This is a genomic window from Parabacteroides distasonis ATCC 8503 (assembly GCF_000012845.1).
Lineage (GTDB): Bacteria > Bacteroidota > Bacteroidia > Bacteroidales > Tannerellaceae > Parabacteroides > Parabacteroides distasonis.
Genome location: NC_009615.1, coordinates 855,120 through 872,883, shown reverse-complemented (window position 1 = coordinate 872,883; position 17,764 = coordinate 855,120). Strand labels below are relative to the sequence as shown.

Sequence of the window (17,764 nt, the reverse complement as noted above, 5' to 3'; positions counted from 1 at the left end):
AACAATTAAAAGAAAGGCAATATGGAAATTGTATCAATCGAAAGAAAGACCTTTGAGGCAATGGTCGCCAAGTTCGACCGTTTCGTCAGCCGTATGGATGCCATCTGCCATCGGCACGGGGAAAAGAAAATGAGCGAATGGATGGATAATCAGGACGTGTGCCGTATGCTCAACATCAGCCCTCGCACGTTACAGACGCTTCGGGATAACGGCACGCTGGCTTATTCACAGATAAACCACAAGACATATTACCGTCCCGAAGACGTGGAGTTCATTGTCTCCGTTGTGGAGGATAGAAGAAAGGAAGCGAAGTTCAAAGGAAAGACTATATGAATTAAATATAATGACAACACCCACTAAATCCAGAGTAATATGAATGAGTTGATTAACAAGGACAACAAGTGGATAATCCACTTTATGGGCAGTCTTGACCGACTGCTTGATAATGTAGAGCATCTGACCGCCAATTACCGCCCGACATTGGGCGGTGAGCGTTTCTTCACTGACAAGGAGGTGTCGGCACGGCTGAAGGTGAGCCGCCGGACACTTCAGGACTACCGCAATGAAGGGCATATAGCCTATATCCAGTTGGGCGGTAAAATTCTCTACCGTGAATCCGACATCGAACGGATGCTGAATGACGGCTACCGCTCCGCCTACCGATAGAGGATAACTTGATTTTTCTTGAAGGAGTGTAGTTTGCCGTATGCCCTGTATTGCGGCAGCAATAGACTTTCGACAAAAAGAAAAAAGGAACGGCTTACGGATGAAGTGTCAATACTGCGCTTCGTCTGTAAGCCGTTCCTTTTCTGCTCTTTACCCATCAGTTGCTTATTTTTCGTTGCCGGATGCCTTTCAAACGTGTGGCAACGGAAACAAGTGGCTGACGGGATGAACCTCAACTATACCATCGGTTATTACTCCTGCCACAGGAAACAAACAACGTAACAGGCGTTTCTCTTTTGGTGGTGCTGATTTCATTTATTATAAACCGTCTGAACAAAGCACTTTCTTTACTGCATATCCTGAATGCAATGGCTATAACCATTTCAAGGTTGTAAACGTCATAACTGATACCATCCGGTTGCCTGATATATCGCATCGTATCGGCTTCATTCAGTTCATTGTTCTTATAGATTGCCCGTATCGTCTTGCGGACATCGCACGAGAACACCCCGAACAGGTCGGCAATCTCAAATTGCATCATCCATACGGGTGCGGTCGGCATAGTGACTGCACCCGTTTCACTGATTGTTATTATGCCTCTGCTCATAATTCCTTTATTTTATGATGATTATTTGCTATTTCTTCTTTTCGCCAGCCGATATTTCCTTTCTTCGTTCCATCAGTTTGTCCATATCTTTGGAAATTTTATCATCGGTTATCCGTGCATATCCCTGTGTCGTCCTGATATTGGAGTGTCCCATCATCTTGGCGATACTCTCAATCGGTATGTCCGCCGAAATCAAAAAAGTGCCGAAGCTGTGCCGACTTTGGTGATAGGTCAAGTTTTCCTCTTTCCCTATGGTTATTCCCAATTCATGAACCTCAAACCATAAGGCATCACGGTTGGGAAGAGGAAACACGGGCTTCTCGTCATCGGTCGTGTTATACAGCGACAATATCCGCTCCGCTATGGGATGTAAGGGTATGAATGCCTCTACCTTTGTCTTTTTCCGGTTGATGCGGATGTACCGTCTGCCATCAGCGTTTGTTCCGATATGGTGGGGATGAAGAAGTTTGATGTCCACATAAGCCAGTCCCGTCAGGGTGGAAAATATGAAAGCCCGTCTTGCCAGTTCCATACGCTTGTCATACATCGGTGTGGAAAGTATCTTCTTGAACTCCTCACGGCTGATGTACCTGTGCCTTGCTTCCGGCTTTGTCTCATACTCCAAGTCCTCACAGGGATTTACACGAAGAATCTCCTTATCGACTGCCAGATACAACAGGCGGTTCAACCAACGCAGGCAATGGTTGGTCTGGGAAACCCCGAAGTTCTTGCATTTCTTCAAGTGGGCTTTATAGGACTTGCCGAAATCCTCCGTCACTTCTTCAAGGGGAATGTCCTTTTTACCGATGGACGTAAGAAAATCCGTCAGGTACTTCTGATAATACATTGAACTTCGATAGGAAGAAGTCGAGTCTATTTCTTCGGAATGTTTCTTCAACCGCTCACGTTCCCATTCACCCATCTGTAGAAGAGTGGTCGGATGGATGTTGTTCAAGGATATGTGGTTCTTCAAAATCTCGGCACTGACCACGCCTTGCGATTTCAGTATCTCATTGTAGGCTTCCTCTGTCAGTCGTAAATATTCTCGTAAACGGTTATTTTCCCTTACGGATTTAATCTCGTTTTTCTTGCTGTTCCATTCTTCCGGTCGGCAATAAATCCCCGTACTGATGGCAGTCTGTTTGCCGTCAATGGTTATGCGGCAGAGTATGGCAGTCGTACCGTCAGCCTTTACTTTGCTGCGGTTAATGTAGGGTAAAAGTGAAAATGTACTTCGCATATCGTTTTCTGTATTAAAGAATTAATTGAAAATCTTTGGTGGCTTCTATGAACTTGTCCATGTCCTCGAAAAGTTTCTTCGGGCTGACACGGGCATAGACCTGTGTTGTAGAAATGTCGGAATGTCCCAGCATCCTGCTGATGGTTTCTATCGGCACACCTGCTTCAAGCGTAATCAGCGAGGCGAAGCTGTGCCTCGCCTGATGATAGCACAAATCATCCTTGATGCCTGCCAGTGCCGCCAACGCTTTCATGTGTCGTCTGAGATTTGACCAATGCAGCAAAGGGAACAGGGTGTCCCTATCCCCACTATGATATTTTTCAATCAGCGCAATCGCTTCCGGTAACAGTTTCACACTGGCACGAAGTTCGTTTTTCTTTCTTCGATACTTCAACCACAAAGCACCGTCCTCATCCGTATATAGGTTCTCGTGGGTAATCGAGACAACATCCGCATAACAGACCCCGGTGTAGCACCCGAAGAGAAACATATCCCTTGCCAGTATATGGGATTTGCGGTAAGCGGGTATTTCCACATCACGGATTCTCTCAAACGATTCACGACTCAATGCCCGTGGTGTCGTTTCTGTCTTCTTTGGTAAGGTAAAATGCTGGAAGTGGATTCTGTCGGCATATCCCTCCTTATACGCCAGACGGCATATCTTCTTCAGGATGGCAAGATGATGGCGGACGGTATCAATCGCATAACCTGTAGATACTAATTGAAAAGTGCACCGTATTTTAATTGAAAAGAGCTCCATCCATACTTGTTACAAAATTACATATAAGTTTAAAATCTTCATTTATCTTGTCTCATTTTTTGTGTTTCTTTGAGCCTATAAGAGAGTCCGGTCATATTTACCAGATAGGCTTTATGTGTAAGCCTGTCGACCATTGCCGCTACAAGCACCTTGTCCTTTATGATTTCATTCCATCTGTTAAAAGCCAAATTAGTAGTAATGATTGTAGCTTTTTTCCCGGCCCTTAAGGACAAGTGGTTAAAAAGCAGTTCTCCTCCTTCCTTGTCACAACTGACATATCCGAATTCATCACAGATAACCAGATCGTATTTTTCAAACCGTAATTGCAACGCCCGCAGTGTCTTTGCGGATTTGGCTTCCCTTATCTGGGTAAGCAAGACAGGGACTGAAGTAAACAATACGGTAAAATCCTGCTGGCAGGCCTTTATTCCTAAAGCCGTAGCAATATGAGTCTTTCCCGTCCCCGGATTTCCATACAGGACTATGTTTCTTCCCTCCCTGATGAAGTCCAGTGTTTCCAATTCAGGCAATATTATCTGTGCCTCTTTGGGCATGTCTTCCATGACAAGTTCATGCAGATACTTCATTTGTGGGAATCCCGCAGATTTTATCCTTGATTTTCTTCTACATTCCCTTCTTCTGACACTTTCCTTTCCAAGCAATTCGGTCAAGAAATGCAAATGGCTCCAGTTTTCTCCGGCTGCCAATGAAAGGGTGTATTCCAGTTCCTCTTTGAAGGCCAGCAGCTTCAGTTCTGTCGCATAGTCATAAATGGTTTCTTTTTCTGATTTCATATATTATAAACTTAAATGGTTGGTATTATATCATGCGCTTCATTGTATCCTGTCATGAGTGCCGTAATGCCTTCAAGCATATCCACGGCTTCTCTTTCTATATTCTCTTGTTGTGCCGGAAGAACAGGCGACTCCATGGATTCTTCCATCTCTTCCTGTGCGTTGCCATGCAACATGGCCTTTACCTGTTCCGGAGATATCTTTCTGACACCACGTCCGGTCAGTTCCCTGCATGCCCTGATGATGTCTGTCCCGGAAAAACCATTTTCCCATGCATAGTCCAGCAGCAGGACGAATGCCCTGTTGTCATTCTTGAAATAGCTGTCATACAGTCTTTTCAGTTCTTCCGGTGCTCTTTGCCAGACCACAGAATGAGGTAATGCACCCGGTTTACGGGAAAGTGTACGCAAGTAGTGCTCCAGCTTGATGCACCAGTCGCCACCACAATAACTGCGTTGGTGCGAGGCCACTTTCTCCTTCCCGTACAGGATGACGATTTTTTCACTGTAGACCTTGACATGTACTTTTTCTCCTACAAGGGAATCAGGTACGGAATAATGAACATTTTTCATGCTGACAGTCGACCACTTGTCCACGATGTACTCATTGACCTCAAAACAGCCAAGGTTGCCGGGAAAAGGCTTCAGCGATGACAAATCAGCCTCCAGACGCGATGATTTCTCCGCTGTTGAAAGACTGCCCTGCTCGTTGTTGACCTGCGTACACATTCGGTTCAAATGCTCCTGGGCGGAACGTATGTCATTGAAATGGTCAGTCAGGCAGAAAGCTTTCCTCCTGACATATTCCACGCTGCGTTCCACATGCCCTTTCTCCCATCCGGCCCGTACATTACAGAAACGGTACTCAAAACAATAGAAACCGGACATCTTCATCAGGGCTTCCGTAGGCTTCTTGTCACCACCGACAAAGCTCTTGACGGCTACACGCATATTGTCATAGACCATCATGGCGGGGACACCATGTATATCCCTGAAGAAGTTGCGGTGGGATTCCATGAAGGCAAGCGTATTCTGATGCCTGAAAAGGTAGGCGTATCTGCCATTGCTATGCCCGAAAGTGAATACGGCCAGATAAAACTTGGTCTTGACACCGTCAATAAAAAGAAGGACTTCACCCCAGTCAAACTCAACAATGCATCCCGGCTCATAGAACAACCGGATAAAGGCTTCGCTCTTTTTCTTCTCTTTGTATGACTCTATATTTTTTATATAACTGCACACTGTGGCATAACTGATGGTATATCCTTTGGATAACAGAAACTGGTGGATATCCTTCTTCAGCATGCGCTGCTTGCGAAGCCCCGTAGCTACCTTAACGGCATTCTTCTTCAGGCAAAACCCGATCTCGTCCTTAATCTCTTGTGTAAGGCGGCGAGGGCGGCGTTTGGAACTGTCATACTTGGGCTGGACGGTAAGCAAATCACTCAAAGCCTCTTCCGGATTATCAGTACGGATGGCTGATTCGTATTCTGAAAGAATATTGTCAACGGTATGACGGCTGACATGAAGTTCACGAGAGATACGCCGTTTGCTATAACCGCATACTCTATACATGTGTATTATTGATTGTCTTTCTACCATAGTCTTCATTTTACCTTTGTATTTGGATGATACAAAGGTCATTATACTTATCCTATGGCGGCGCACTTTTCAATTGGAATATTGGTGCACTTTTCAATTAGTATCTACACTTGTATTCCTCAAAGGTTATTTTCTTGCGTGTTTCCTTGTGGTACACGTAGAAAAGGAAGTAATAGACCGGAAACGATTTCGATCCTTTCAGCACGGAGATCCCGGCCTCTTTCGCCTGGTTGAATGTCATAAATACGGGTGTCTGGTACTGGAATTTCTCGCAAAGGAAAAGGAGTAAAAAGGCGTTGCCTCCGGTGTACCTGCGTCCTGTGAGGTTCTGCGGAAAGAAATTGCGTGTATTCGCCGCAATGGTGATCCAGGGCTTTTGCCAATTGTCCTCTACCTGCTGGATCTTCTCAATCATCAAATTTGCAAACTGTTGCGCTGCCTTGTCGAAATAATCAGTTTTCATAACTACGTCCCCCGTTCTTTATCCTGGTGGGTGAGCCAGTTCTAAAGGTTGTTATCTCTTTTTCTATACCTCTAAGATAGCACTTTTATTTGAGATATGCAAGTATTTAAACAACATTTAACTAACTATTTATCAGATAATTATATGAAAAAGTAGTATTTTAGTATATACTAAATTTAGTATTTACTACCTGATTTTTTCCGATAGTAAACTCCCCACCTCGCACCCTCTCCCCCCCCAAAAAACCTTGCGGATGCCTAAGATTCCGATGTTTTTGTATCAAGACAACCTCATTTTGGTTTTTCGGGGCTGTCGGTGTGGTCGTCTTGCGTTTACCTTGAGTTCCGAGGGGTTTTTGTATGAGAACACCCCAAACGGTTTTTTCCATAGCACAAGTTTTTTAGGAAAAATACTACCTGGCTTTAGCCAGGCTGGAGATTTTTTCTAAAAGCCGCTTGCGGCTCAACTTGGGATATGGAAAAAGCCGTTTGACCTTTGCAGACAAAAACCCCGGTCAAGGTAAACGCAAGGCGGCCACACCGGAAAAACTAAAATACCTCTCTCCCCTGAAAGGGGGTTTAAAACCGGGTTCGACAATCGGCTACCGGAGTACCCGGATTGTGCCGATCAGTGAAAAGTCAGGCGGCTTTTATCCGGCTGGCTTCACCGAACGGCTCTATCCGGAAATAGCCTACCTTAATCGGGTGGGTGGGGGTATTCATGCGTTAGGGATTGCAGTGGAAAGCCCACAGCCTTTAGGCGAGGACTTGGAGGCGGAAAGCCCGACCGTTTACGGGAACGCCCAAATCCTCCAAAAGAAAAGCGTACTAATATACTAAAATACTAAAAGTAGTAAATACTACATTCCAGGGAACAAGCCTCTATTCTTTTTAAAATCAATCCAGAAAAGCCATAAAATCCTTGTATAAACGAGATATACTCCCTATATTTGCGTAGTAATCCCCTGTTGTCCCTGTCGCAAGACAAACTCCAGGGTTTTGTTTTTATATACTCCCCCCTATACGGTAGCGTATGGATCTTTTTCCTGAATCACCTTTTTAATCTTGAACAGCCGTTCTTTGGTTAGCGGCTTTATAGTTTCCGGATCCTCACCGTCGAATGTTTCCCCGAAGATCAGATCGTCCACCTCCAGGCCATGATTAAAATTCTCCCTGATACAGTCCCTTAGCAACCAAAGGTTTTTGAGGTTCACCCAATCGGCCGTTATGTTCCTGATCCTTCTAAACATGATTATCGCAGTACGAAAATAATGCCCCACATGATCGTAATCATGGCAAACCCGTTTATCCAGATAATAAACATCTATTTCCTGGTTTTCTTCATCCTCCGCGATCCGGCAAAGGCAGAACGGGATCTGCTCCAGTTTATCCCATTCGATATATTCCGTTGATTTCATATTGTCATTATTATAAATATCATTACTTGACCAGCGAGGCTATCACTTTGGCAAATTCGGAAATATCCCCCTCCACGCTGGCCTTTTCCAACGCTTTCATATATTCTTTTCTACGCTCCACCGGAACAACCGTCCAGTTATAGCCTCCAGACGCAAGCATGGCGTTCAAGACGAACCGTCCCATTCTCCCGTTCCCGTCCATATAGGGGTGAATATACACGAAAAAGAAGTGTCCCAGGACAGCCCTTACCGCCGGGTGCGGCTCATTCTTCAAGAGATCGAAAAGGACGGGCATAGCGTCCCTGACCGCTTTCGGGTTCAACGGGATATGTTGCGATCCCCGTATATAGACCTGCCCGGTACGATAACCCACAAGATCCTCCCTTTGCAAGATCCCCACCGTAACGAACGGCATCCACATCTGCATATACCAGAGGGGATGATCCGCCCTTACCGCTTCCCCTGCGTTCTTTCCTTTCAGTATATCGGAGATCGTCCCCCTGACAGCCTGGAACGCCTGGTAATACCCACGTGCCACCAGTGCGTTTTTATGCTCCTTATCTTCTTCCTCCGGCTTCCAGTTCCCGACACGCACTTTCTCGATCAGTTCCGGGGAAACCCTATATCCCTCGATCGAGAGAGAATGATAAGCGTCCTCCGAATACTTTTCATCGACGGATCTCAAATACCCCTCCACGTCATCAATCTTTCCAGGGGCTTCGGGAAACAGTTCTACAACCTTATCCCTCATGTTCTCCCACATCAGGCGCAAGCGTGTGACGTAAGGCGACACCTCATAAACAAGGGGCGTTCGTGGCTGATCCTCGAACGGATCTTCTTCTCTCACGTCATACCCGAACCCCCGCATCGTGGAAACGATGCTGTCGGCGATTTCGCTGTTCCCGATGTTCCGGAACGCCCCGGCTATTCTTCCGGCACGAAGCGAAGCCCCGTTTTTCGTCAGTACCTTTAATATATCGGCAGCGTCCCGTATCATGGCCAGGCAGGTGCGGGCTGCGATCTTCTCCACTTGGAAATATCTCGGCGTGGCATATACCAGGGCTTCGGCAAGCGGATAGAGATTAAGGCCGTATTCCGGCTCTTTATATACCTGATCCGGAATCTCGCTTTGAAACACCAAAAGCGAGGTATCATACATCAGCTTTTGCGTGTTGTTATGGCCTTTCGGCGACTTGATAACCACCTGCACGGGCACGGTCGTTTTCCCCGAATACAGATCCAGCGACTGGTCGGCCGTCAAACACCACCGTTCCCCCAGCCGGACGGCCGCATATTTCGCAATAAAATACCAGAATGAGGTGTACCAGACCGTCGTATCCCCCTCTGTTCCCGGCCTGGCCGCAATATACCAGCCTTTCATTACTTCCTGCAACCAGCCGTTATCCAACAGCCGGGTTAAATGCGTCCTCCCTATCTCGGCCGTCCCTTGTAGAACGACACAGCGGTCTTTCTCCTGGAGCTTTCTTAATTCCTCCAGTGAAGCCACCATTTTCTCCGCCATTGTTGCCATACTACCGTTTTTATTTAGATTCTGATTATTTTCGTGCAAATACTCGTTTTTAGACATGTGCAAATACTCGTTTTTAATTTTGCGCATTTACTCGTATTTGTTGCAAAAATACAATATTTGTTCCGATAATCAGCTATTAATGAAGTCTTTTTTTACTTGTTGTATCGTCGAAACGGCTTTTCCCGTGAGCTTCGCCACGTTCCGGATCGAGTAGCCTTTCTTTAACAAGGCGATCGCCTCCCGGTATTCCTCTTTCCTCTGCTCGGCCGTTTTCCGGCTTCCCGGCTTCCGTCCCAGCCTGCCCCCTTTCTGGATGTACAACTCCCGTCCGCTATTAAGGCGGTCGATGATCCCCTGGCGTTCGATTGCGGCCAGTTCCCCCAATAGGGTAGTAATCAGAGAGGACAAGGGGTTTACCGTCTTGTCCGACCGTAATGTTTCCAGGTTCAGGTTTTGGATATACACGCATATTTTATGCGTGTGCAGCGTATCGAGTGCCTTTAGGATCTCCAGGGTGGAACGCCCCAGGCGTGAGATCTCGGTCAACAACAACATATCCACCCGGTTCTGCGGATCTGTGCAGTATTCCAGGCAACGGCTTAAAACCGGGCGTTCGATATTGGCCTTTCGTCCGCTTATCTTTTCCTCAAAGACCGCTGTCACCTCGTACCCCCGTCCGGCTGCGAACCTCTCCAGATCGACAACCTGCCGTTCGGTCGATTGCCTGGCCGACTGCGAGCTTACACGTGAATAGATAACCACATTCATCCCTTTTGCTTTTGCTCTTCCTTATCTATTGTTTTAATCACCTTATCCACCTCTTTCAAGGACGGCATTATTTCCGGATCTATCCAAGAAAGAAATTTGCTAATTAACCTATACATTTCCCTTACATAAGAAAAATCACATTTTTTATTTACAAAGCAAATAGGCTCATTATGATTAATGCGATTCCTCAATTCACGAACTTGTGTGATAACATCATTGACTTGTTTCCGTCCATATCCGGAAGGCAGTTTCTTAAATATGGTACAAGGGACACCGGATAATAGTATATAATGATGAACCTCATAAAAACTGTTCCAGAAGCCCAAGGTCTGTTCCGCTATAACCCTCCCTGCTGTAATCCTCGCGCCACGATCGGAAATTTTCTTTTCAGCTTTTTGCACTTCCGTCAGCAAGTATCTATTGGTTACTTGCTTCTTTGTACGCTTATTCGTGTGCGTCAAGGAAGAAGCTACCATAAACCCGTTTTTCTGATTTATGATCCAGTTCCCGTCCGAAAAATGATGCGCCAGGGCATAATGTAACTGATTCCGCAAGATAACTTCAAAGGAAGAAAGTAGCGGATGAAAAGCCTGCGCTATCTTCATATTGGCAAAATAAAGCATTACCGCCTTATTTTTATCTCCACTTGTAGCCCGATAATACTTAGCCACACGTGAATTTGAATATAACCTAACTATTTTTTTATATTTCATTTTTTGGTATTTGGAATAAGATTACTATCTTTGCATTGTAATGCTTGGTAAAGCCTCTGTTATCAAAACACGTAACCAAGTTAAGGATATACCCGTTCATCAAGAACGGGTTTTTCTTTTTATCCTCTTAGCGTTAACAAATGTAGCAAAATGATTTTCAAGTTCTGATACGCCATTCGCCTTTTTTACCGAAAAAGCTGCGTTCTTACCTTTAATCCAATATTCTATTGGCAGAATAGCATAATTAGTAGTATATCTTTGTTTGCCGTCATTACCCACATGTTCCAAAATGGAACATATGCTATCTATATCAAGTTCAACACTTTTATAAACACTGTTCAAATGCTTGGTAATATTGGCATAGTATGATTTTTCTTTGTTGTTCATTTCTTATTAGCTTGTTCAGTCACAAAGATAATGAAATAATTCTTTGATTAATTCCGGTACAGAAACAAAACGTACCGAAAGACGGAAACAGGATTTATTTCGGTACGCTTCCCCGATCGGCACAAAAAACACGCAAAAAACGAAAAATACTACTTTTAGTATTTTAGTATATTAGTATTTTAACTATATTTGCGGACATGACAACCATTTAAAAAACTGAATTTATGAGCAAAGCAAAAGTAATCTCCGTATTGAATCACAAGGGGGGAGTAGGAAAGACCACAACCACGATCAACCTGGGCGGTGCGTTACGTCAAAAAGGGTACAAGGTTCTTTTGATCGACCTTGACGGGCAGGCCAACCTGACCGAATCGCTGGGCTTCTCCGCGGAGCTTCCCCAAACGATCTACGGCGCGATGAAAGGCGAATACGACCTGCCGATCTACGAGCATAAGGACGGTCTTAGAGTCGTTCCCTCCTGCCTGGATCTCTCGGCCGTTGAAACGGAGTTAATCAACGAGGCCGGGCGGGAACTTATCTTAGCCCACCTTATCAAGGGCCAAAAGGAAAAATTCGATTATATCCTGATCGACTGCCCCCCCTCGCTGTCGCTGCTCACGCTTAACGCACTGACGGCCTCGGATCGGTTGATTATCCCGGTTCAGGCTCAATTCCTGGCAATGCGTGGAATGGCCAAACTTATGCAGGTCGTCCACAAGGTGCAGCAACGTTTGAACTCGGATCTTTCGATCGCCGGGGTCCTGATAACCCAGTACGACGGAAGAAAGAACCTGAACAAGAGCGTTTCGGAACTGGTACAGGAAACATTCCAGGGCAAAGTGTTCAGCACCCATATACGCAACGCCATTACGCTGGCCGAAGCCCCGACACAAGGGCAGGATATTTTTCACTATGCCCCAAAATCTGCCGGGGCAGAGGACTACGAGAAGGTATGTAACGAACTGCTAACAGAAATAAAGTAACCATATGGCAAAGAAGAACGATTTAAAAAACAGTATGTCGGCCGGGCTGACCGGGGGATTAGACAGCCTGATCCAATCCACGGCCGGGCAAAAAGAGGCTCAAAAGCCGAAGAAAGCGAAAACCGTGCATTGTAATTTTGTCATGGACGAAACCTATCACCAGAACTTAAAGCTGATCGCGATCCGCAAAGGCGATTCGCTAAAATCGGTATTGCAAGAGGCTATATCTGACTACTTGGATAAAAACAGTTCCCTGCTATAACAGCGTATCGGGAATATACAGGGCAAACACTCCACAAAAGAAATTCTCCAGGAAAAAGGTACGCAAAAAGCACCCCTACACATCAAAAAGTATATTGAAAATGCGATTCCCTATAAAAAACCCGTTGGCAGGGTTAATCTTGCGTATGTTTAACCTGCCAACGGGTACGATATTAATAAACGTTTGGATTAAGGTTGGACGTTTACGTCTTTATCTGCATCAACCCAGCCTGTTGTCTCTGCATCAAACTGGATCGGATTCAACACAGCCTCTCCCTGATCATCATAACCACCACCGAAAATCAACGTGTAGATATGACGCTTGCCCTGTTCCCATGTATCTCCGAACGGAACATAAATTGTTTTGTATTCGCTTGCTGAACCCAACAGATAAGCTCCGGACTGCCGGATTTTGCAGGCGATCTCCAGATAACATTGCTTCGCATTATCGGCCTCCAACTTGCTTTTGGTGGCTGTTTCGGAAACTTTCCAAGCAGTCAGCTCCTGTGGTATATTCAGCATAGGAGTATTTGTGGTAATATCGGTAGCTTCGGTATTGCTATTGACCGTGATGTTTGCGTTTTTCACTACGGTAAATGCGTGTGGAAATGCTAAATCAGACGAACTCCAACTTCCCGTTCCATCGGCTGCCGCAGGCAATGTGAAGGCGCCGGCAAATTTGAAATTATGAATCTTGATCACGTCGATGTCCACCTGCATGTTATCGTATTGGGTCTTTGCTTTGAATACGACCTGTGACAGAATATGTTTGAAATTAAATTTCACTATTCCGTTGTTCATGTCTTTTGTCTGGCCTTTGGCCATGGCATACATCACGTCGTAGTTTGCATGAGTAGTACCGCTTCCATACTCATCCATGCAGGTATAACTTATCTTTTGGACATCCTTGGTGGCTTCCCAACTATAAAACGCCATCATGTCTTCACTAACCGTTCCGGGATTGAACGCGTAAAAGTCCAAAGCCTCGGTAGGCCAATAACGAAGGTCGCTCGCATTGTCATAATCCCACTTACCATTTTTGTACACGATCTTCACTCCGTCATGTTCAAATTCCGTGTCGTTCTTTCCCATGAAGGCAGTACCATCCGCCGTAAAAGCGAACACGTCGAAATCGGTGTTCTTCAAGTTGGTGTTGGTAGTAGGGGTAGCCCTCGTTTCCGCCGCATTACTTAACACGTTAAAACCAATCGCATTTCGTGAGGAGGTTTCCACATTCGCAATCTCCTCTTCTGAGCAACTCATCAGTAGTACTCCAAAGATTGCCCAAAGCATTATTGTACTTTTTTTCATAAAATGAATAAAATTGTTAATAAATATAATTAATAAAACTCGATTACAACACTATATCCACATTCACATCATCCCAATCATCAACGTCCACATCAAATCCCGGACCGCCACTTCCCGGCTCGGATGGTACCTCATAATCAAAATTCAACACCAGATGCACATCACCGATATGCCCCGCTACCGGGACATCATGCACTTGGTCGCTCACGTCCTGTTCCAATACAGACATGCTGCCTGAACGGTTCTTGAGATACAGCCGGAAAACATTGGGCTCTCCTTCAAGTGCGGAATGTCCAAACGTATAGAATCCGCCTATAATCTGATTCCGTGAAACCATTCCATCAAAGAGCAGGCTCTCCGAAAGATCGGCGGGCAAACTGTCGCCGGACATGTTAAGCGAGCCGGACATGCCGGAAAGAGCGGCCCGCAAATCCGCCACCCTGTCCAGTCCCCGAATTCCGTTCACCTCATACGTGTAGTGACATACCATGTTTACGGGAGTTAGCCGTATTATCTTCGTGCTTCCTTCCGGAATGTCCTTGAGGATAACTCTGTCTATATGGTCGCCACACAGCCAGGGTGGGGTGACGGCCATTGTCTGGTTATCCGGCGACCGAACATCACGCGTATCGGCAGTAAAAAGCGTGTAACTGCCGTTTTCTTTCCAAACCATCCCGTCGGTATCGTAGTTGAAGCAAATTACCCGGTAATCATTCTCGGGGAGCTCCACTTCCCCATCCTCTCCTCCGGGGAAATCAAATATCCACGTGTTGCTTTCATCATCGGTCGGATAAAATACGACCCTCATGCCTTCAGGCTTGTCATGATTGGAAATCTTGGTCCAGTCGAATACTACCCGCACCGTGGCAAAGTGCGGATGATCGTAACATAAATCCTTATGCTCACAAGCCGTCAGTCCCATCCATAAAAATATGAACACCAGACTAAAGCGTATCAGTATCACTGCCTGCCTCCTTTCTTCCGGCTATAATTCCCCCGCCCGATCAACCACACCAAAGAGATACCCGCCTTGGTCGGGCCGAACCAGCGGCGTTTTTTAGTGGTCTGCCATACATAGTGACCGTCCAAAGGGATGTACTCCTTGTACAATCCTCCAAGGTAGCCGATTCCCAACGTGAAATCCACATTGAACCGATGTCCCACAGGTAACGAGTAGCCGTAAGCCACGCCTCCCCCGTAACTCCATTTATCCCCCAAGTAACCTTTCCCACCCAATTCGAAATCATAGGTGACGATCTGCCCGTACAATCCGACATGATGCCCGGAAAACGGTTTTTCCACCGCTCTCCGACCGAACCAGCGGCGCAACTCCACATCTCCCCCATAGATACGCCAATAATTATGCTTCCGATCACTTTTCCACCAGGCATACATCCAATTCCCGGCCACAGACCAGTTCTTTCCGACGTAAAACTCCACCCCTATATTCGGCACAAGCAACGCATCATAAAGCATGTTCGTTTTCACGGCCATGTAAAAAGGCCCATGTTTTTCCCCAGACTGGAAACCGCCCGTTTCTCCACCGAACGGAGAAAGCTTACAAGGTAAGTACAATGTATCATGCAGGTGGGAGATAACCTGCATGGCAGGGAACGACTTCCGTTTCGATTCATACCAAATATACAAACAAGATGCACGAAGATCCGGAAACAAATTCCGATACATGTACCGATATGGGATGCCGTACCGCAAGCGTTTCAATTCATTTATCTTGTTCTCCCCGTTTCCACTTGCTTCCACCTCGGAAACAATACCTTGCAGAAGCTCCACCGTTTCCGATTTACCGGGCATTCCGGGATCATTCTCCACCAAACGCAGCAATCCCCTCCAGTCACGCCCCACGAATACCGACGTTTTCAGCGTGTCGGGTAGCGGCGAGTAACCGCACACGTGATCGAACAAACGTTTCGCCCTTAGTTCAGACAAACGCCTGTTCAGTTCGATGCTCCCCTCGGGGGACGCCGCACCGACCACCATAATCTTGCAGATAGAGAAAGCCGTGTCCGGCCTGTATTCCAATATCCGGCGGCTGATCTTCTCTAACGACCGCCTGTTATCCCGTAAAGAGAGATCTATTTCCGTTCTACCCTTGTGGAAATATATTTTCACGGAATCCCGTGTCTCTTGAGCGGAAACGAAAAGAACGGAACACGATAAAAAAGAAAGGAGAATTACCTTGAAAAGTCTTAAATATAGGTTTCTACACACACTCGTGTGTGTGTGTGTGTGTGTGTGTGTGTGTGTTTATAAAAAAAATCAATATTTCCAACTTTTTTCTGTTTTTTTTGCATATAACTTACTATAAAATATCTGCTACCCCAGAAAGAGCAACTAACCAAAAACCTTTATACTTTTGAAACCTAATATTTTAATTATAAATTCTATACTTACAATTTTGAAAGCCGCAAAGATACATCATTTTTCGAAATTAACAGTTAATACGCAATATTTTCTACATAAAGATACAAAAAAAGAAAGCGATATCGGGGCGTTACACCATAAAAACAACCTATCGGTTATTATAAAATGATATTGCGCACCCGGCTGATCGGTACGGTTCTCCCACCATGCGGACAACATTAAGGTACTGCAAAAGTATCTTTTCATCTGCAAACAAGGATGTTCAAAAAGAACTTGGTATTTCATAAACACTGAATTTAAGATAATAGGGCAAAAAAATAAAAGGTTCGTAAACCCTTTTAGCCAACAATTTGTTATCTTTGTGCGGTCGTAAACCGACCGTGTTTTTACATTTTGAGAAAAAAAGCGTTTAGCTGATTTCTGTGCAAGCGAAAAGTCCAAAAATTGCATTATACACAGAGAAACAGATAAATGCTCCCCGTGATATGCGGGGGGTATCTCCTGTTTGTGTGTATAGGGCTTGGACTCCCTCGCTTGCGGATAGGCGAATGCCCTTCCGCTTTTTTTATGTTTATTGGCTTGGTGTAGGGCACAAGCGAAATCCTTATAGCAATGGAAAAGACACAGCGAAAACAGTCCCTAAACTGCTTGTCAAACACTCCTAAGCTGTTTGACCTCAAAGAACTACTTAGTTCGCTTAAGATCACCCCCGGACAAATGGGAAACATGAAAGGGTTGATATACATCGAAGGGCTGACGGAAAAACAAGTACGCCAAAAATTAAGCCATGCAAAGATCATCGGAACAAATAGATTCGGCATTAATTCCTGCCTGTATTATATCTTCTTTGAGGATGTAAAGGGGAGATATTTGTGCCTGTTTAACGGTGACAGGGAATGTTTCAGAGCGTTGTTTTTCAGTAAGGTATTACTAAATTAACCCCCTATAAGATAGAGTTGTAAAGTTCTTTTCATCCGCAAAATGAAATGAATAGAACGTAATATCTATATTGTTAAAATTTATTAACGGGGTAAATTCTAATTTGTATTTCTACACGCTTTGAATAATAAAATATATACATATTTTTGAACCATTAAAATATAAACTTTATCATGGAAAAAGCAAATATAGGATTTAAAGCCGGGATCATCTTTGAAAAATTAGGAGAAACCGGACTTATAACCATTGCCGAGCTTGCGAGAAGGCTAAATTTTGCGGCTGATGAAACCGCACTCGCCGCCGGGTGGCTCGCACGTGAGAATAAGATATACATCGAACGGCGAAACGGTTTGCTGTATATCAGGAAAGAGTGATACAACGTATCAAAAGGATAAACGATAAACGCTGGAATGTTTGCAGTGCGTAACACTATTGATGTAAAAGTGCTTTTCATTATCCATTTGAAACCATTTATCAATTTATAACAAATAACAAAGTATGGATAAGCACATCATCGGAGAGAACGCAGGGAAACTCTGGCGCTTATTAAGCACAGACGTACACCGAAAATGGACTTTACAAGAAGTCAAGGATGCAACAGGGTTCAATGACCTGGAAGCTGCCAGCGCAATAGGTTGGCTCGCACGTGAGGACAAAATCCAATTCGAACTTGAACACCACAGCACTAAGGATAAGAACGTCTTTTTATACCTTATGCTGAACGTGTATTTTTAAAGCCTGTTTAAAAATATTGCCCCCGGCGGGGTTTTCGCTGGGGGCTTCCTGCATTTGCATATATAACCTCAAAGGCAAGTCAAATCGGACGGGGTGGCGGTCGGACGGCTGAAAAGTCGAAAACGTAACACAGGCGTGTTACTACTTGTCTTTGACAAGGCATTTTTTAGGGGTGCTGGCATACAATCCGAAAGGGGCGGGAACGG

General features: G+C 45.1%; 20 protein-coding genes and 2 pseudogenes. 7 read left to right on the top strand and 15 right to left on the bottom strand.

Features of this window, described 5'->3' with window-relative positions; all coding sequences use genetic code 11:
- Nucleotides 1–21 precede the first annotated feature (21 nt).
- Together BDI_RS03690 and BDI_RS03685 are read left to right on the top strand one after the other, a co-directional pair.
- Nucleotides 22–333 (top strand): helix-turn-helix domain-containing protein, encoded by a 312-nt coding sequence (locus BDI_RS03690; protein WP_011966145.1) that lies wholly within the window; start codon nucleotides 22–24, stop codon nucleotides 331–333.
- A 39-nt stretch (nucleotides 334–372) separates the two neighbouring features.
- Nucleotides 373–666 carry a helix-turn-helix domain-containing protein gene (locus BDI_RS03685; protein WP_011966144.1) on the top strand — a complete coding sequence of 98 codons (294 nt, stop codon included), beginning with the start codon at nucleotides 373–375 and terminating at the stop codon, nucleotides 664–666.
- Nucleotides 667–898: 232 nt separating this feature from the next.
- On the opposite strand, the gene BDI_RS03680 is transcribed toward BDI_RS03685, so the two are convergent.
- From BDI_RS03680 to BDI_RS03650, 7 genes and pseudogenes are all read right to left on the bottom strand, one after another.
- Complete coding sequence (locus BDI_RS03680) at nucleotides 899–1,273, bottom strand: hypothetical protein (protein WP_011966142.1); 375 nt, start codon at nucleotides 1,271–1,273, stop codon at nucleotides 899–901.
- A 28-nt stretch (nucleotides 1,274–1,301) separates the two neighbouring features.
- Nucleotides 1,302–2,513 carry a site-specific integrase gene (locus BDI_RS03675; RefSeq protein WP_011966141.1) on the bottom strand — a complete coding sequence of 404 codons (1,212 nt, stop codon included), beginning with the start codon at nucleotides 2,511–2,513 and terminating at the stop codon, nucleotides 1,302–1,304.
- Nucleotides 2,514–2,526: 13 nt separating this feature from the next.
- A pseudogene (locus BDI_RS03670) lies at nucleotides 2,527–3,222 on the bottom strand (site-specific integrase); the annotation flags it as partial.
- A gap of 89 nt (nucleotides 3,223–3,311) precedes the next feature.
- Nucleotides 3,312–4,067 carry an IS21-like element helper ATPase IstB gene (gene istB, locus BDI_RS03665; protein WP_011965959.1) on the bottom strand — a complete coding sequence of 252 codons (756 nt, stop codon included), beginning with the start codon at nucleotides 4,065–4,067 and terminating at the stop codon, nucleotides 3,312–3,314.
- 11 nt (nucleotides 4,068–4,078) lie between these two features.
- Nucleotides 4,079–5,677, bottom strand: a complete 1,599-nt coding sequence (gene istA, locus BDI_RS03660) for an IS21 family transposase (protein WP_011965960.1) — start codon at nucleotides 5,675–5,677, stop codon at nucleotides 4,079–4,081.
- A gap of 100 nt (nucleotides 5,678–5,777) precedes the next feature.
- Nucleotides 5,778–6,131 (bottom strand): annotated as a pseudogene (locus BDI_RS03655) (ArdC family protein); the annotation flags it as partial.
- Between the two features lie 160 nt (nucleotides 6,132–6,291).
- Nucleotides 6,292–6,519, bottom strand: coding sequence for a hypothetical protein (locus BDI_RS03650; protein ID WP_041525546.1), 228 nt, complete (start codon nucleotides 6,517–6,519; stop codon nucleotides 6,292–6,294).
- Between the two features lie 100 nt (nucleotides 6,520–6,619).
- On the opposite strand from BDI_RS03650, the gene BDI_RS03645 reads away from it, so the two are divergent.
- Complete coding sequence (locus BDI_RS03645; protein WP_011966138.1) at nucleotides 6,620–6,970, top strand: hypothetical protein; 351 nt, start codon at nucleotides 6,620–6,622, stop codon at nucleotides 6,968–6,970.
- 179 nt (nucleotides 6,971–7,149) lie between these two features.
- On the opposite strand, the gene BDI_RS03640 is transcribed toward BDI_RS03645, so the two are convergent.
- The 5 genes from BDI_RS03640 to BDI_RS21450 all read right to left on the bottom strand — a co-directional run bounded on the left by BDI_RS03640 (nucleotide 7,150) and on the right by BDI_RS21450 (nucleotide 10,947).
- Complete coding sequence (locus BDI_RS03640; protein ID WP_005648588.1) at nucleotides 7,150–7,548, bottom strand: hypothetical protein; 399 nt, start codon at nucleotides 7,546–7,548, stop codon at nucleotides 7,150–7,152.
- 22 nt (nucleotides 7,549–7,570) lie between these two features.
- Complete coding sequence (locus tag BDI_RS03635) at nucleotides 7,571–9,079, bottom strand: Fic family protein (RefSeq protein ID WP_041525649.1); 1,509 nt, start codon at nucleotides 9,077–9,079, stop codon at nucleotides 7,571–7,573.
- A 129-nt stretch (nucleotides 9,080–9,208) separates the two neighbouring features.
- Nucleotides 9,209–9,847, bottom strand: a complete 639-nt coding sequence (locus BDI_RS03630) for a recombinase family protein (RefSeq protein ID WP_011966136.1) — start codon at nucleotides 9,845–9,847, stop codon at nucleotides 9,209–9,211.
- Nucleotides 9,844–10,560: an Abi family protein gene (locus tag BDI_RS03625; RefSeq protein WP_011966135.1), complete on the bottom strand. Its 717-nt coding sequence runs from the start codon at nucleotides 10,558–10,560 to the stop codon at nucleotides 9,844–9,846. Before BDI_RS03625 ends, BDI_RS03630 begins: the two co-directional genes overlap by 4 nt.
- A 99-nt stretch (nucleotides 10,561–10,659) precedes the next feature.
- On the bottom strand, nucleotides 10,660–10,947 hold the full coding sequence (locus BDI_RS21450) for a hypothetical protein (RefSeq protein ID WP_011966134.1): 288 nt from the start codon (nucleotides 10,945–10,947) through the stop codon (nucleotides 10,660–10,662).
- Nucleotides 10,948–11,171: 224 nt separating this feature from the next.
- Between BDI_RS21450 and BDI_RS03615 the strand changes: the two genes are divergently transcribed.
- Complete coding sequence (locus BDI_RS03615; protein WP_005842209.1) at nucleotides 11,172–11,930, top strand: ParA family protein; 759 nt, start codon at nucleotides 11,172–11,174, stop codon at nucleotides 11,928–11,930.
- A 4-nt stretch (nucleotides 11,931–11,934) separates the two neighbouring features.
- Entirely contained in the window at nucleotides 11,935–12,192 is a 258-nt protein-coding gene (locus BDI_RS03610; protein WP_005648607.1) for a hypothetical protein, read from the top strand.
- A gap of 188 nt (nucleotides 12,193–12,380) precedes the next feature.
- Here the strand turns inward: BDI_RS03610 and BDI_RS03605 are convergent, their stop codons facing one another.
- The 3 genes from BDI_RS03605 to BDI_RS03595 are packed head-to-tail and all read right to left on the bottom strand — an operon-like array spanning nucleotide 12,381 to nucleotide 15,695.
- Nucleotides 12,381–13,502: a fimbrillin family protein gene (locus BDI_RS03605; RefSeq protein WP_011966133.1), complete on the bottom strand. Its 1,122-nt coding sequence runs from the start codon at nucleotides 13,500–13,502 to the stop codon at nucleotides 12,381–12,383.
- Between the two features lie 43 nt (nucleotides 13,503–13,545).
- Nucleotides 13,546–14,466: a DUF5119 domain-containing protein gene (locus BDI_RS03600; RefSeq protein ID WP_007856438.1), complete on the bottom strand. Its 921-nt coding sequence runs from the start codon at nucleotides 14,464–14,466 to the stop codon at nucleotides 13,546–13,548.
- Nucleotides 14,463–15,695: a DUF3575 domain-containing protein gene (locus BDI_RS03595; RefSeq protein ID WP_162467694.1), complete on the bottom strand. Its 1,233-nt coding sequence runs from the start codon at nucleotides 15,693–15,695 to the stop codon at nucleotides 14,463–14,465. The genes BDI_RS03600 and BDI_RS03595 overlap by 4 nt, the downstream gene beginning before the upstream one ends.
- Nucleotides 15,696–16,996: 1,301 nt before the next feature.
- Here BDI_RS03595 and BDI_RS03585 point away from each other — a divergent pair.
- Together BDI_RS03585 and BDI_RS03580 are read left to right on the top strand one after the other, a co-directional pair.
- Nucleotides 16,997–17,197 (top strand): winged helix-turn-helix domain-containing protein, encoded by a 201-nt coding sequence (locus tag BDI_RS03585; RefSeq protein ID WP_007659485.1) that lies wholly within the window; start codon nucleotides 16,997–16,999, stop codon nucleotides 17,195–17,197.
- A 124-nt stretch (nucleotides 17,198–17,321) separates the two neighbouring features.
- Nucleotides 17,322–17,558: a winged helix-turn-helix domain-containing protein gene (locus BDI_RS03580; RefSeq protein ID WP_007659486.1), complete on the top strand. Its 237-nt coding sequence runs from the start codon at nucleotides 17,322–17,324 to the stop codon at nucleotides 17,556–17,558.
- Nucleotides 17,559–17,764 lie beyond the last annotated feature (206 nt).

Bases quoted from the DNA above. Each gene is read 5' to 3' on its own strand.
- BDI_RS03680 (WP_011966142.1), bottom strand. From the start codon at position 1,273: ATGAGCAGAGGCATAATAACAATCAGTGAAACGGGTGCAGTCACTATG.
- BDI_RS03640 (WP_005648588.1), bottom strand. From the start codon at position 7,548: ATGAAATCAACGGAATATATCGAATGGGATAAACTGGAGCAGATCCCG.
- BDI_RS21450 (WP_011966134.1), bottom strand. From the start codon at position 10,947: ATGAACAACAAAGAAAAATCATACTATGCCAATATTACCAAGCATTTG.
- BDI_RS03650 (WP_041525546.1), bottom strand. From the start codon at position 6,519: ATGGAAAAAACCGTTTGGGGTGTTCTCATACAAAAACCCCTCGGAACT.
- BDI_RS03675 (WP_011966141.1), bottom strand. From the start codon at position 2,513: ATGCGAAGTACATTTTCACTTTTACCCTACATTAACCGCAGCAAAGTA.
- BDI_RS03625 (WP_011966135.1), bottom strand. From the start codon at position 10,560: ATGAAATATAAAAAAATAGTTAGGTTATATTCAAATTCACGTGTGGCT.
- istB (WP_011965959.1), bottom strand. From the start codon at position 4,067: ATGAAATCAGAAAAAGAAACCATTTATGACTATGCGACAGAACTGAAG.
- BDI_RS03585 (WP_007659485.1), top strand. From the start codon at position 16,997: ATGGAAAAAGCAAATATAGGATTTAAAGCCGGGATCATCTTTGAAAAA.
- BDI_RS03630 (WP_011966136.1), bottom strand. From the start codon at position 9,847: ATGAATGTGGTTATCTATTCACGTGTAAGCTCGCAGTCGGCCAGGCAA.
- BDI_RS03580 (WP_007659486.1), top strand. From the start codon at position 17,322: ATGGATAAGCACATCATCGGAGAGAACGCAGGGAAACTCTGGCGCTTA.
- istA (WP_011965960.1), bottom strand. From the start codon at position 5,677: ATGAAGACTATGGTAGAAAGACAATCAATAATACACATGTATAGAGTA.
- BDI_RS03635 (WP_041525649.1), bottom strand. From the start codon at position 9,079: ATGGCAACAATGGCGGAGAAAATGGTGGCTTCACTGGAGGAATTAAGA.
- BDI_RS03685 (WP_011966144.1), top strand. From the start codon at position 373: ATGAATGAGTTGATTAACAAGGACAACAAGTGGATAATCCACTTTATG.
- BDI_RS03605 (WP_011966133.1), bottom strand. From the start codon at position 13,502: ATGAAAAAAAGTACAATAATGCTTTGGGCAATCTTTGGAGTACTACTG.
- BDI_RS03690 (WP_011966145.1), top strand. From the start codon at position 22: ATGGAAATTGTATCAATCGAAAGAAAGACCTTTGAGGCAATGGTCGCC.
- BDI_RS03615 (WP_005842209.1), top strand. From the start codon at position 11,172: ATGAGCAAAGCAAAAGTAATCTCCGTATTGAATCACAAGGGGGGAGTA.
- BDI_RS03610 (WP_005648607.1), top strand. From the start codon at position 11,935: ATGGCAAAGAAGAACGATTTAAAAAACAGTATGTCGGCCGGGCTGACC.